Here is a 13,166-nt window from a genome sequence, read left to right as displayed (position 1 = left end):
CTGTCGGCAGAGAGCAGGGAGCCGGGAAAGAACCCCGCCACCCGGGCCGCCAGGGGCATCAGCCATGCGGGCAGCGGCAGGCAGGGGGCGCTGGCGAGTCCCTGCAAGCGCCGGTAGGTCTGCAGCCAGTCCCGGTAACTCAGGGCCCGGGGGCCGGGCAGTTCCAGCACCCGGGTGGGGCCGGAAGGCTGTTCCAGGCAGGCGAGCACCGCGGCGGCCAGATCATCCACATGCACCGGCTGCACCGGGCCGGCGCCCCCGGGCAGGGCCAGTAGCGGCAGGCTGGCCAGGGCCAGGAAGAAGCGGCTGGAGGCCCCGTCCGGGGCGAACACCAGGCCCGGGCGCAGCACCGTGGCCCCTTGGGGCAGGGCTGCGCTCAAGGCGGCATCGGCGGCCCGCTTGCTGTCCAGGTAGGCGGGCAGGCCGGCTGCATCTCCCTGGCCCAGGGCGGAAATCTGCACCACCCGGGTGATGCCGGCCCGGGCGCAGGCGGCAAACAGGGCCGCCGGCGCCTGGTGGTGGATGCGCTGGTAATCCCCGGCCTGGGTCTCGCGCAGGATGCCGACGGCGTTGATCACCACGTCGATGCCCGCCAGGCGGGGCAGCCAGGCTTCCGGACTCAGGTCGCAGCGGTAATCCAGGGCCAGGTCCCCGGGCAGGCGGGGTCTATGCACGCCGCGCACCACCCGGTGACCGGCCGCCTCCAGTTGCTGGCCCAGGTGGCGGCCGAGCATGCCGTCAGCGCCGCAGAGCAGGATGTTCATGATCTTTCCTCCCGGTCTTTGGGAATCTGGCGCCAGAGCACCCAGGCCACCACCGTGAGCACGATCAGCAGACCATTGACGGTGATGCTGGCCATGGCGTGCAGGGTGCTCAGCCCGTCTGCCAGGGAGCGCCAGCCATCGGCCCGCATCAGGGCCAGGGCCGTGGGCCCGAGCATCAGGAACAGCTGCACCAGGCGCACCCAGATTTCGGCCCGTTCGACGCTGCCGCACAGCTCCGTGAGCAGGCGCTCCAGGGTGGGGTTCAGGTAGCGGGCCACCAGGAAGCCGGCCAGGGGCGGCAGGGTCAGGGCCAGGAGCAGCAGGGAGGCCCTCATGATCCGCTCCCCGGGCGTTGGCAGACGTCCCCGTCGCAGACCGGGGTGAGGCGGGCGAAGATGCCCCCGAAGCGGCGCGACAGCTGCACCCGGTGGCGGGCGAAGCAGCGATAGGACGCTTCCGTGATGCAGGCGAGTCCGGGCCAGCGGGTCGGGGCCACCAGCCAGCCCAGGCCGTTGGCGGCCAGGGCCAGGCGGAACACTTCCGGCCCCTCGACGATGCGGCCGTCAGCCCGTCGGGCGGTGATGCGGGCCAGCAGTTCCGCCTTGCTGCGGCCGTAGGGGGCCGGGTCGAAATCGGCGCCGCTGATGTCGATGAAGCGCAGGCGGCCGTGCCGGTCGTGGCGCCGCAGATGGGCCACGTCGAAGCGGCAGATGGCGCATTCCCCGTCGTAGAGGAATTCCATGGGATAGGCCTGGGTGTCCATGTCTTGTCCTTTCTATCTGTAATTTCAGTAAAAACAGAAATAACTGCTGCCAAAAAAGGGCGGCAAGGCCGCCCCGCCGGGGTGCCGGGTTATTCGCCCCGCACCAGATTCCGAATCTTCGCGCCCATCTTCAGCACCTTCATCAGGGTCTCCGGGTCCTGGCGCAGCATCTCGTCGGCCCACACCGTGAGCACCCGGATGAACTCCCGGGTTTCCTCGATGCGCTTGCGGACTCCGGGACTCTCCTTGTCCAGCTCAGGGCTGGCCAGGCACTCGCCCAGCACCGCCAGGGTGGGCTCAACTTCACGCTGCTTGCGGCCTTCGACGATCAGCTTGAACAGTTCCCAGACATCCTTGGAGGTCTCGAAATGGTCGCGCCGGTCCCCCAGCACATGCACCACCCGCACCAGCTTCCAGGAGAGCAGCTCCTTGAGGCTGTTGCTGACGTTGGAGCGGGCCACCGACAGGGTGTCCACGATCTCGTCCGCGGCCATGGGCTGCTCGGCCAGGTAGAGCAGGGCATGAATCTGGGCCACGGTGCGATTGACGCCCCAGCGGGCCCCCATTTTCCCCCAGTGGAGGATGAAGCGTTCGGTGACAGGTGTGAGTTCCATGGCGTGACTATAGATGTTCACAAATTTCTGTCAAGACAGAAATTTGTGAACTATCGCTTCAGGCTCACCAACAGCACCCCGGCCAGCACCAGGCCGGCGCCCAGCATCTGGTGCAGGGACAGGGTTTCCCCCAGCCACCACCAGCCGAAGAAGATGGTGGCCATGGGGCCGATGGTGCCGATCAGCACCGAGCGGGAGGCGCCGATGCGGCGGATCGCCGCCGACTGCATGAACACCGGCAGGATGGTGGAAAACACCGCCATGGCCGCGCCCAGACCATAGACCTGCCAGGGCAGGATCAGGGCCTCCAGGGGCTGGCTCAGGGCGAAATGGGCCAGGGTGCCGGCGGTGGACACCAGCATGCACAGGGCGGTGAAGCGGGCGCTGCCCAGGCGGGCGATCATGGGGCCGCTGCCGCTCAGATACACCGCGTAGGTGAGGCTGGAGGCGAACACCAGTCCGGCGCCCAGCCAGACCGCATGCCCTTCGGCGGCCAGATCCAGGTCGTGGGCGAAGGCAAAGCCGATGCCGGCGTAGGAAAGCAGGATGGCCCCCAGCTCCCGCCGCTGCAGGGGGCGCTTGAACACCAGCACGGCGATCAGCACCGTCAGGGTCGGGTAGGTGTACAGGATCAGCCGCTCCAGGGCTGCGGTGATGTACTGCAGCCCGAGGAAATCCAGGATGCTGGCCCCGTAATAGCCGGCCAGACCCAGGCCGGTGAGGATCAGCCAATCGCGCCGGCTGAGGGGCGGCGCCGCCTTGCTGGAATGCCAGCCCACCCAGGCGAACACGGGCAGGGAGAGCAGCATGCGGATGGCGAGCAGGGTGACGGCGCTCACGGGCCAGGCATAGGCCAGCTTGACGAAGATGGCCTTGAGGGAAAAACCCAGGGCGGCCAGGAGGGCGAGCAGGATGCCGAAACGTTCGGCGGCGGGGTCGGGCTGGCCCATGGACGGCTCCATTGTGCAGAGGCGCCCATTAGGCCTGGGGCGCAAGCCCGCCACAATTGCTAAGATGCCACGCCTGCGTTCGTCAGAAACGAAACCTCCCATGTCCCTGCGTTACGACCTCACCGACCTGAGCCTGTTTGTCGCCATTGCCGAAGCGGGCAACCTGACCCGTGCCGCAGAGCGGGTGCATCTGGCGCCATCCTCGGCCAGCCACCGGCTCAAGCTGCTGGAGGAAAGCCTGGGCACATCCCTGTTCGAGCGCCGGGCCCGGGGGCTCAGCCCCACCCCGGCGGGTCAGGCCCTGCTGCGGCACGCTCGCCAGGTGTTCGCCCGCCTCGAACAGATGCATGCGGAACTGGCCCCTTTCGCCCGGGGCGTGCGGGGCCAGGTCAGCCTGTGGGCCAACACCCATGCCACCCACACCTTCCTGCCCGACGACCTGGCGGAATTCCTGCGCGCCCATCCCCAGGTCAGCGTCAGCCTGGAGGAGCACACCAGTCCGGACATCGTCCAGGCGGTGGCCAAGGGGGAAGTGGAGCTGGGGGTGGTGGCCGAGTCCCCGGGGGAATCGGTGCTGGAAGCCGGGGTGCGGCTGCTGCCCTACCGGCAGGACCGGCTGGTGCTGGTGGTGCCCGCCGCCCATGCCCTGGCGGTGCGGGCCGGGGTCCGCTTCGCCGAGACCCTGGACTATCCCTTCGTGATGCTGCACGCGGGCTCGGCGATCCACCGCTTCACCCTGCAGGCGGCGGCCACCCTGGGGCGGCCCCTGGACGTGCGCATCCAGGTGCGCAGTTTCGACGCCGTGTGCCGCATGGTGGGGGCCGGGGTGGGCATCGGCCTGGTGCCCCGCTCGGCCCTGGCCGGCCTTAATCTGCGGGAACCGCCGGGGCTCGTGGAGCTGGACGAGCCCTGGGCCCGCCGGGACCTGCAGCTCTGCGTCCGGGACGAGGCCGCCCTCTCGGGCTTCGCCCGGGAGCTGCTGACGGCCCTGGCGGCGGCGGGCCTCAACTGAAAATTTTGGCGACCACTGTCGAGATTAAGGCGGTGGCCGTAATGCGGGCCAACGTGCCACGGTGCCGAGCCCACCATCGCCGAAGGTGGTACAGAATGCCGGGCGTTGGCAACAAGATCGGTGGCTGATCTGGCAGAACAGACCATTCGAACGAACCGCCGAAGAAAATTTCGCGAAGTTTTTTCCGAAAACGGGCCAACATTATTTCGACTCCCTGATAGAAGCGCCGGATCGGCGCGGGAAGGGAAGTCTAAGCGGCGCAAAAATGCCTCCGCTGGGCCAGTTTCCGATTCTCAGCGGCGCCGGGAGCTGCCGCCCAGGATGGAGCCCAGCACCCCGCGGATGATCTCCCGGCCCACCTGGGAGCCTATGGCCCGGGCGGCGGATTTGGCCAGGGCTTCGACCACGCCTTCCCGGCTGCTGCTGCGCCGGGAGCCGGAGGTGGAGCTGCCGCCGCCGAACAGGTCACCCAGGCCATCGAGCATGCCGCCGGGCTCGTCCGGGTCGGCGGGGGCCTGGGGCGTTTGCTGCTTGCTCTGGGTCGAGGTCGGGGCTGCGGCGGCGGCCTGGCCCTTGAGTTTTTCGTAGGCGGATTCCCGGTCCAGGGCCTGTTCGTAATGGCCGTAGAGCAGAGAGCCCTTGATGGCGGCTTCGCGTTCGGCCGCGTCCAGGGGGCCGATGCGGGAGGCAGGCGGCAGGATGAAGGCCCGTTCCACCATGGTGGGCCGGCCCTTTTCGTCCAGGAAGGAAACCAGGGACTCGCCCACCCCCAGCTCGGTGATGGCCGTGGCCGCGTCGAAGGCCGGGTTGGCGCGCAGAGTTTCGGCGGCGGTCTTGACCGCCTTCTGGTCCCGGGGGGTGAAGGCGCGCAGGGCGTGCTGGACCCGGTTGCCCAACTGGCCGAGCACCGTGTCGGGCAGGTCCAGAGGGTTCTGGCTGACGAAAAAGATGCCCACCCCCTTCGAGCGAATGAGGCGCACCACCTGCTCGATCTTCTCCAGCAGCGCCGCCGGGGCCTCGTTGAAGAGTAGATGGGCCTCGTCGAAGAAGAACATGAGCTTCGGCTTCTCCAGGTCGCCGGCTTCCGGCAACTGCTCGAACAGTTCCGCGAGCAGCCAGAGCAGGAAGGTGGAGTAGAGCCGGGAGGACTGCATCAGCTTTTCCGCTGCCAGCACGTTGATCACGCCGCGGCCGTCCGCGTCGGTCTGCATCAGGTCGTTGATGTCGAGCATGGGCTCGCCGAAGAACACGTCGCCGCCCTGTTCCTCCAGGGTCAGCAGGTTGCGCTGGATGGCGCCGATGGAAGCCGCCGAGACATTGCCGTATTCAGTCGTGAAATCCTTGGCGTTCTCGCCCACATGCTGGACCATGGCGCGCAGGTCCTTCAGGTCGAGGAGCAAGAGGCCGTGGTCGTCGGCGATCCGGAACACGAGTTGCAGCACCCCGGCCTGAGTGTCGTTCAGGTTGAGCAGCCGGGACAGGAGGATCGGGCCCATGTCGGAAATGGTGGCCCGCACCGGGTGGCCGGCGGCGCCGAACACGTCCCAGAACACGGTGGTGCAGGCTTGGGGCTGCCAGTCCTCGACGCCCAGGGCTGCGAGCCGCTCTTTGAGCTTGGGGGAAAGCTTGCCCGGGGCGCCCAGGCCGGACAGGTCGCCCTTCACGTCGGCCATGAACACCGGCACGCCGATGCTGGCAAAGCGCTCCGCCAGCACCTGCAGGGTGATGGTCTTGCCGGTGCCGGTGGCGCCGGTGATCAGGCCGTGGCGGTTGGCCAGGGCGGGCAGCAGGGCGATATCAGTGCTCTGATGTTTGGCAATGACGAGGGGGGCAGTCATGAGATGACCGGGTCCGATATGTTAGAATTCCCGGATTCTATCAACGCTTTCAGGTATTTGAGGAACATCATGGCTGGTCATAGCAAATGGGCCAATATCCAGCACCGTAAAGGTCGCCAGGACGAGAAGCGCGGCGCCGCCTTCTCCAAAATCGCCAAGGAAATCACCGTGGCCGCCAAGATGGGCGGCGGTGATGTCAGCTTCAATCCGCGCTTGCGCGTCGCGGTGGACAAGGCCAAGGGCGTCAACATGCCCAAGGACAAGATCGACACCGCCATCAAGAAGGGCACCGGCGAACTGGAAGGCGTCGATTATGTGGAAATCCGCTACGAAGGCTACGGCATCGGTGGCGCCGCGATCATGGTGGACTGCCTCACCGACAACAAGACCCGCACCGTGGCCGAAGTGCGCCATGCCTTTAGCAAGCACGGCGGCAACATGGGCACCGATGGTTGCGTGGCCTTCCAGTTCAAGCATTGCGGCCAGCTGATCTTCGCCCCTGGGGCCGATGAAACGGCCCTGATGGAGGCCGCCATCGAAGCCGGTGCCGAGGACGTGAGCAGCAATGATGACGGTTCCATCGAAGTCATCACCGCTCCCAACGACTACATGACCGTCAAGGATGCCCTGGAGGCCGCCGGTTTCAAGCCCGAATTCGGCGAGGTGACCATGAAGCCGGATGTCGAAACCGAATTCACCGGCGAAGACGCCATCAAGATGCAAAAGCTCCTGGACGCCCTGGAAAACCTGGATGACGTGCAGGAAATCTACACCACTGCGGTGATGGACGAGTGAGCGCCATTGCCCAAATGAAACGCAGGGCGGCGCGTGGCGTCGCCTTTGTTTTTTGATGCAGCGCCTGCTTCCCTTCCTGTTCGTCTTGCTCTGGAGCACCGGCTTCATCGGGGCCAAGTTCGGCCTGCCCTATGCCGAGCCCCTGACCTTTTTGCTCAGCCGCTATGTGCTGGTGATCGGCCTGATGCTGCTGATCGTCTGCCTCAGCCGCGCCCCCTGGCCCCGGGACCCGCGCCAGTGGCTGCATATCGGCGTGAGCGGCATGCTGGTCCACGGCGTTTACCTGGGCGGCGTGTTCATGGCGATCCACCATGGCCTGCCGGCCGGACTGACGGCCCTGGTGGTGGGCATGCAACCCCTGCTGACGGCCCTGGCCGCGGGCGGGTGGCTGGGGGAAAAAGTGGCGCCGCGCCAGTGGCTGGGCCTGGCCCTGGGCTTTGCCGGGGTGGGGTTGGTGGTGTCCGGCAAGTCCGGCGCGGGCCTGGGCGCCTTCTCCAGCATGTTGCTGCCGGCCCTGGTGGCCTTGCTCGGCATTACCGCCGGCACCCTCTACCAGAAACGTTTTTGCACCCGCTTCGACCTGCGTACCGGCTCGGTGCTGCAGTTCGTTCCGGCGGCCCTGCTGACCCTGCCCGTGGCCCTGGCGACGGAAACCATGCAGATCCAGTGGAGCGGCGAATTCATCTTCGCCCTGCTGTGGCTGGTGCTGGTGCTCTCCATCGGCGCCATCAGCCTGCTCAATGTGCTGATCCGCCAGGGCAGCGCCGTCCATGTGGCGCGTCTGTTCTACCTGACCCCGCCCACCACGGCCCTGATTGCCTGGGGCGTGTTCGGCGAGAGCCTGGGGCCGACGGCGCTGGTCGGCATGGGCCTGGCGGTGGCCGGGGTGTATCTGGCGCGGGGCCCGGCATGAGCCGCATCCTCGGCATCGACCCGGGCCTGCGGGTGACCGGCTTTGGCGTGATCGAGCAGCAGGGCAGCCAGCTCAGTTATGTGGCCAGTGGCTGCATCAGGTCGAATGACAAGGAAACCTTGCCGCAACGCATCCACACCCTGTTTCGGGGCATCAGTGAAGTGGTGGCGACCTATCGGCCCGACGGGGCGGCGGTGGAAATCATTTTCGTGAATGTGAATCCGCAATCCACCCTGCTGCTGGGCCAGGCCCGGGGCGCGGCCCTGTCGGCCCTGGTGCATGGGGGGCTGCCGGTGTCGGAATATACGGCCTTGCAGATCAAGCAGGCGGTGGTGGGGCAGGGCAAGGCGGCCAAGGAACAGGTGCAGAACATGGTGGTGCGGCTCTTGAATCTGGCGGGCACCCCGGCGGCCGATGCGGCCGATGCCCTGGCCTGTGCCATCTGCCATGCCCACGGGGGGCAGGGCCTGGGCGGCCTGGCGACGGCCGGTTATCGCGTCCGTAACGGCCGCCTGATAGGATGATGCCATGCACCCCGCCGAACCCAGCCTGAGCGCCTTCCCGAATCCCCTGGTCAAATATCTGGCCGCCACCCGCCCTGCCTTTCTCAGCGTCACCCTGGTAGGTTGCCTGATCGGCCAGGCTTCGGCCCATTTCAGCGGCTTTCCCCTGGTCCTGGACAAGGCCCTGGTCACCCTTTTCTTCGCCCTGGTGGCCCACGCCGGGGTGAATGTGATCAATGATTACTACGACGCCCTGAACGGCAGCGATGCCGCCAATAGGGAGCGGGCCTATCCCTTCACCGGCGGCAGCCGCTTCATCCAGAACGGAGTGCTCAGCGCCCGGGCCATGGCCTGGTTCGGCTACGGCCTGCTGGCGGCGGTGATTCCGGCCGGCCTGTGGTTGATGAGCCGTTCCGGCTTCGAACTGTTCTGGGTCGGCCTGGGCGGGCTGCTGCTGGGCTGGGCCTATTCGGCGCCGCCGCTGCGGCTCATGTCCCGCGGCCTGGGGGAACTGGCGATCGTGGCCGGCTGGTTGCTGGTGGTGGTGGGCGCCGATCTGGTCCAGCGCGGCAGTGTCGCCCTGCAGCCCTGGCTGGCCGGGCTGCCCTATGCCCTGCTGGTGGCCAACATCCTGTTCATCAACCAGTTTCCCGATCGCAAGGCCGACGCCGTGGCCGGCAAGCGGACCCTGGTGGTGCGCCTGGGGCCGGAAGAGGCCAAGTGGGGCTACCTGGCCGTCACCGCCCTGGCCTATGGGCTGATCCTGTTCCTGGTGGCCAGGAGCATGTTGCCCATTCATGCGGCGGCGGGGGCGTTTGCCCTGCCGCTTTCCTTTCATGCCGCCCGCCAGTTGCTGGCCCATGCCAGCCACCCGGCGGGCCTGGTGCCGGCCATCAAACTGTCGATCCTGGCCGCCAACCTGGGCGGTCTACTGCTGGCGGCAGGTCTTTATTGCTCGGCGAAACCCTTATGATCGGACGTCTCTGCGGCCGCCTGGCCGAAAAAAATCCCCCCCAGATCATGATCGACGTGGGCGGTGTCGGCTACGAGGTGGATGTGCCCATGAGCACCTTCTACAATCTGCCGGCCCTGGGGGAAGCCGTGAGCCTGCTGATCCACCATGTGGTGCGGGAAGATGGACATTTCCTCTATGGCTTCGCCTCAGCCGACGAGCGGGCCGCGTTTCGCCAGTTGCTGAAAATTTCCGGGGTCGGGGCCCGCATCGCCCTGGCGGTGCTGTCCGGCCTTTCCGTGGACGACTTGGCCAGCGCCGTGGCGCGTCAGGAAGCGGGGCGGCTGATCAAGGTGCCGGGCATCGGCAAGAAGACCGCCGAGCGCCTGCTGCTGGAACTGAAGGACAAGCTGCCAAGCGCAGCCGGGGTCGGGGGTCTTGCGCCCGCCTTGGCGGCCAATGCCAGCGACGATGTGCTAAATGCCCTGCTGGCGCTAGGTTACAGCGACAAGGAAGCGAGCGGCGCCCTGAAAACCCTGAGCCCTGGCCTGTCCACTTCCGAGGGCATCCGCCAGGCCCTGAAAATCCTGGCCAGATTCTGAGGTGTCCATGACCTACGATCCCAAACAACTTGCCCAGATCAGCCTGGTGACCCTGCTCATCCTCGGCTGCCTGTTCGTGCTCTATCCCTTTCTGGCGGCGGTGCTGTTTGCGGCGGTGATCTGCATCACCACCTGGCCGGTCTATGGCTGGCTGCATGGCAAACTGGGGCGTCGCGATACCCTGGCGGCTGCCGTCATGACCCTGATCCTGCTGTTGGGAATGGTGGTCCCCACCATTTTCCTGGCCGCCAGCCTGGGGGATGCCTTGCACATGATGATCGGGAAAATCCGGCCCTGGCTGGATGAGGGGATTGGAGAGCCCCCCGTATGGGTGGCAAATCTCCCCGTGATCGGCGAACAGATCGTGGATTACTGGCATCGCCTGCAGGACAACCGCGAAGAAATGCTGAATCTGCTGCGCCGCAGCTACGAGCCGGTGCGCAACATGGCCATGGCCAGCATCAGCCTGGTGGGTAACGGCATCCTGCAACTGGTGCTGGTGGTGTTCATCGGCTTCTTCTTTTACCGGGATGGCCTGTCGCTCGCCAATCGGGTCAGTGGCGCGGCCCGCCGGCTGGCCGGGGATCTGGGGACCGAGTTGCTGAACCTGACCCGCGCCACCGTGACCGGTGTCATGGTGGGCATCGTCGGTACGGCCGTGGCTCAGGCTCTGGTGGCGCTACTCGGCTTCCTGATTGCCGGGGTGCCCGGGGCCATGCTGCTGGCCATGGCCACCTTCTTCCTCTCCATGGTCCCCATCGGGCCACCCCTGCTATGGGGGGGCGCCGCCTTCTGGCTCTACGATCAGGGCGAGATAGCCTGGGCTGTTTTCATGGTGGCGTATGGGGCGATGGTCATCAGCAGCGTCGATAATTTCGTCAAACCCATCCTGATTTCGCGCACGGCCAGCCTGCCCATCCTGCTGATTGCCCTGGGCGTTTTCGGCGGCATCCTGGCTTTCGGCTTCATCGGCATCTTCCTCGGCCCCGCCCTGCTGGCCCTGGGACATGTGCTGTTCATGCGCTGGATGCATCAGCCTGATCTGGAAGGCAACTGAAGTTCCCATGATCGAAACCGATAAGCTCGCCCCCGCCGGCCCCGAGCGCATCCTCACGCCCCAGTCCCGCTCGGCCCAGGAAGAGGCCCTGGAACGGGCCCTGCGTCCCAGGCGCCTGGCCGACTACACCGGCCAGGCCAAGATCCGCGAACAGCTGGAAATCTTCATCCAGGCCGCCAGGAACCGTTCCGAATCCCTGGACCATGTGCTGCTGTTTGGCCCCCCCGGCCTGGGCAAGACCACCCTGGCCCACATCCTGGCTCAGGAAATGGGGGTCAATCTGCGCCAGACTTCCGGCCCGGTGCTGGAGCGGGCCGGCGACCTGGCCGCCATGCTCACGAATCTGGAACCCCACGACGTCCTGTTCATCGACGAAATCCACCGCCTCAGCCCGGTGGTGGAGGAAATCCTGTATCCGGCCCTGGAAGATTTTCAGATCGACATCATGATCGGCGAAGGCCCCTCGGCCCGCTCGGTGAAGCTCGACCTGCCGCCGTTCACCCTGGTGGGCGCCACTACCCGGGCCGGCATGCTCACCAATCCCCTGCGCGACCGCTTCGGTATCGTCGCCCGGCTGGAGTTCTACACGCCAGAAGAGTTGCAGCAGATCGTCGGCCGCTCGGCCCATCTGCTCAATGTGCCCATGGACAGTCAGGGCGCCCTGGAAATTGCCCGCCGTTCCCGGGGGACGCCGCGGATCGCCAACCGCCTGCTGCGCCGGGTGCGGGATTACGCCGAGGTCAAGGCGGACGGCCAGATCACCCGGCCGGTGGCGGATGCGGCCCTGCGGATGCTGGATGTGGACCCGGCGGGCCTGGACCTGATGGACCGCAAGCTGATCTTTGCCATCATCGACAAGTTCGGCGGGGGTCCGGTGGGGGTGGACAACCTGGCGGCGGCCATCGGCGAATCCCGGGACACCATCGAAGATGTGCTGGAACCTTATTTGATCCAGCAGGGCTACCTGCAGCGCACCCTGCGCGGCCGCATGGCAACTCCGGCCATTTACCGGCATGTGGGTCTGGCCGTGCCCGGCGGCGCCGGCGTCAGCCCCGATCTCTGGGAGGGGGGCTGAGTCTGCCCTGAGGCACTCCTCGCCCCCGGGTTCGCCGTCTCATCCGTGCCCGATTTTCAAATCAGATGGTGTGGCAGCCATGGTCATGACTCGCCAGTTCAATCTGCAACGTGGAATGTGTGATCGAAAAATCCCGCCGCAGTACCGCGGCGATTGCCTCGAGCGCACTATCTCCTGGATGCCCGGCGGGCATCACGAGATGCGCCGTCAGCGCGTACCCGGTTGTACTCATCGCCCAGACATGCAGGTCATGCACCTCCGTCACACCGGGCTGGCTGCGCAACGAGGCCGCAACGGCGGCAAGATCGATCCGCTCGGGCACGCCGTCGAACAGCAGCCGCAGTGACTGACGCAACAAGCCCCAGGTACCCGCGATGATCACCAGTGCAACGGCCAGGCTGGTGACCGGATCAACCCAGGCCCAGCCTTGCCATAGATATAACATTCCTGCAAATACAACGCCGAGGGATACCAGGGCATCGGCGGCCATATGCACAAAGGCGCCGCGAATGTTGATGTCATCATCGCGCCCGACCATGAAAAGTGCAGCGCTGAGGCCATTGATCACCACGCCGATGGCGGCCACCACGATGACCGTCATCCCTTCGACAGGCACGGGTGAATGCAAGCGATGCGCCGCCTCCCACATGAGCGAGCCCATGGCGACCAACAACAAGACGGCATTGGTGAATGCCGCAAGAATGGATGCCCGCTGCCACCCATATGTGTAGCGCGCATCGGGCTCGCGTCTGCCTGCGGCCTGGGCGCCCCAGGCCAGCAGCAGACCGGCGACATCGGAAAGATTGTGTCCGGCATCCGCCAGCAAGGCCAGCGACCCGGCATGCCAGCCATAGAAGACTTCGATGATGACAAAGGCAACATTCAGCGTCGTGCCGATGATGAAAGCGCGATTGAACGATGCCGCGCCGTGGGTATGCCCATGGCCAAGGCTGCTCTCGGAGGGATCGTGGATGTCGGGCATGCAGTCATTACACTGCATGCGGACCGCGAAGGGAAGCCTCAGAGCAACTGGAAGGCCAGGATCGCCACCAGGGTCGGAGGGGTGGCGGACACAAACAGACCCAGGGGATTCACTGCGCCTTCATCGAAGTATTCCTTCAGGAGCGACATGCCGGCCGGGTTGGGGGCATTGGCGATCACGGTGAGGCCGCCACCGGTGACGGCGCCGGCGACCAGGGCATACTTGAATTCGTCGGAGAGGCCTTCGACCAGCGAGCCCAGATAGGTGAGGGCGGCATTGTCGGTAATGGCGGTCAGGGCCGTGGCGCCGAAGAAGATGCTGGTGGCGTTCATCTGGGTCAGGATGG

At 66.2% G+C, this 13,166-nt stretch carries 16 protein-coding genes; 8 read left to right on the top strand and 8 right to left on the bottom strand.

Annotated features, from left to right (window positions below; genetic code table 11):
• The 5 genes from WBH99_RS10245 to WBH99_RS10225 all read right to left on the bottom strand — a co-directional run.
• The coding region (locus tag WBH99_RS10245; protein ID WP_424219985.1) for an NAD-dependent epimerase/dehydratase family protein at positions 1 to 764 on the bottom strand (764 nt) is incomplete at its 3' end.
• Positions 761 to 1,099, bottom strand: a complete 339-nt coding sequence (locus WBH99_RS10240) for a hypothetical protein (protein WP_424219984.1) — start codon at positions 1,097 to 1,099, stop codon at positions 761 to 763. The genes WBH99_RS10240 and WBH99_RS10245, both read right to left, overlap by 4 nt.
• Complete coding sequence (locus WBH99_RS10235) at positions 1,096 to 1,527, bottom strand: thiol-disulfide oxidoreductase DCC family protein (RefSeq protein WP_424219983.1); 432 nt, start codon at positions 1,525 to 1,527, stop codon at positions 1,096 to 1,098. Before WBH99_RS10235 ends, WBH99_RS10240 begins: the two co-directional genes overlap by 4 nt.
• A gap of 89 nt (positions 1,528 to 1,616) precedes the next feature.
• Positions 1,617 to 2,162 carry a GbsR/MarR family transcriptional regulator gene (locus WBH99_RS10230; protein ID WP_424219982.1) on the bottom strand — a complete coding sequence of 182 codons (546 nt, stop codon included), beginning with the start codon at positions 2,160 to 2,162 and terminating at the stop codon, positions 1,617 to 1,619.
• A gap of 29 nt (positions 2,163 to 2,191) precedes the next feature.
• Positions 2,192 to 3,091, bottom strand: coding sequence for a DMT family transporter (locus WBH99_RS10225; protein ID WP_424219981.1), 900 nt, complete (start codon positions 3,089 to 3,091; stop codon positions 2,192 to 2,194).
• A gap of 100 nt (positions 3,092 to 3,191) precedes the next feature.
• On the opposite strand from WBH99_RS10225, the gene WBH99_RS10220 reads away from it, so the two are divergent.
• Positions 3,192 to 4,103: a LysR family transcriptional regulator gene (locus WBH99_RS10220; protein WP_424219980.1), complete on the top strand. Its 912-nt coding sequence runs from the start codon at positions 3,192 to 3,194 to the stop codon at positions 4,101 to 4,103.
• 293 nt (positions 4,104 to 4,396) lie between these two features.
• Here the strand turns inward: WBH99_RS10220 and WBH99_RS10215 are convergent, their stop codons facing one another.
• The gene (locus WBH99_RS10215) at positions 4,397 to 5,941 is read right to left on the bottom strand and encodes a helicase HerA-like domain-containing protein (RefSeq protein ID WP_424219979.1); all 1,545 of its coding nucleotides are present in this window, start codon (positions 5,939 to 5,941) and stop codon (positions 4,397 to 4,399) included.
• A gap of 69 nt (positions 5,942 to 6,010) precedes the next feature.
• Between WBH99_RS10215 and WBH99_RS10210 the strand changes: the two genes are divergently transcribed.
• From WBH99_RS10210 to ruvB, 7 genes are read left to right on the top strand one after another with little or no spacing between them, the layout of a single operon-like run.
• Positions 6,011 to 6,736, top strand: a complete 726-nt coding sequence (locus WBH99_RS10210) for a YebC/PmpR family DNA-binding transcriptional regulator (protein ID WP_424219978.1) — start codon at positions 6,011 to 6,013, stop codon at positions 6,734 to 6,736.
• A gap of 55 nt (positions 6,737 to 6,791) precedes the next feature.
• Complete coding sequence (locus WBH99_RS10205) at positions 6,792 to 7,649, top strand: DMT family transporter (RefSeq protein WP_424219977.1); 858 nt, start codon at positions 6,792 to 6,794, stop codon at positions 7,647 to 7,649.
• Complete coding sequence (ruvC, locus tag WBH99_RS10200; protein ID WP_424219976.1) at positions 7,646 to 8,173, top strand: crossover junction endodeoxyribonuclease RuvC; 528 nt, start codon at positions 7,646 to 7,648, stop codon at positions 8,171 to 8,173. Before WBH99_RS10205 ends, ruvC begins: the two co-directional genes overlap by 4 nt.
• Positions 8,174 to 8,177: 4 nt before the next feature.
• Positions 8,178 to 9,125: a prenyltransferase gene (locus tag WBH99_RS10195; RefSeq protein ID WP_424219975.1), complete on the top strand. Its 948-nt coding sequence runs from the start codon at positions 8,178 to 8,180 to the stop codon at positions 9,123 to 9,125.
• Positions 9,122 to 9,706 carry a Holliday junction branch migration protein RuvA gene (gene ruvA / locus WBH99_RS10190; RefSeq protein ID WP_424219974.1) on the top strand — a complete coding sequence of 195 codons (585 nt, stop codon included), beginning with the start codon at positions 9,122 to 9,124 and terminating at the stop codon, positions 9,704 to 9,706. The genes WBH99_RS10195 and ruvA overlap by 4 nt, the downstream gene beginning before the upstream one ends.
• Before the next feature lie 7 nt (positions 9,707 to 9,713).
• Positions 9,714 to 10,763, top strand: coding sequence for an AI-2E family transporter (locus tag WBH99_RS10185; protein ID WP_424219973.1), 1,050 nt, complete (start codon positions 9,714 to 9,716; stop codon positions 10,761 to 10,763).
• 7 nt (positions 10,764 to 10,770) lie between these two features.
• Positions 10,771 to 11,838, top strand: a complete 1,068-nt coding sequence (gene ruvB / locus WBH99_RS10180) for a Holliday junction branch migration DNA helicase RuvB (protein WP_424219972.1) — start codon at positions 10,771 to 10,773, stop codon at positions 11,836 to 11,838.
• Positions 11,839 to 11,899: 61 nt separating this feature from the next.
• On the opposite strand, the gene WBH99_RS10175 is transcribed toward ruvB, so the two are convergent.
• Together WBH99_RS10175 and WBH99_RS10170 are read right to left on the bottom strand one after the other, a co-directional pair.
• Positions 11,900 to 12,820 (bottom strand): cation diffusion facilitator family transporter, encoded by a 921-nt coding sequence (locus tag WBH99_RS10175; RefSeq protein WP_424219971.1) that lies wholly within the window; start codon positions 12,818 to 12,820, stop codon positions 11,900 to 11,902.
• Positions 12,821 to 12,858: 38 nt separating this feature from the next.
• Positions 12,859 to 13,166 (bottom strand): putative Na+/H+ antiporter (locus WBH99_RS10170; protein ID WP_424219970.1); only part of this gene is annotated, 308 nt, incomplete at its 5' end.

Origin of the sequence: Azovibrio sp. (genome assembly GCF_049658005.1) — a bacterium.
GTDB lineage: Bacteria > Pseudomonadota > Gammaproteobacteria > Burkholderiales > Rhodocyclaceae > Azovibrio.
This window is presented reverse-complemented; position numbering and strand designations above follow the sequence as displayed.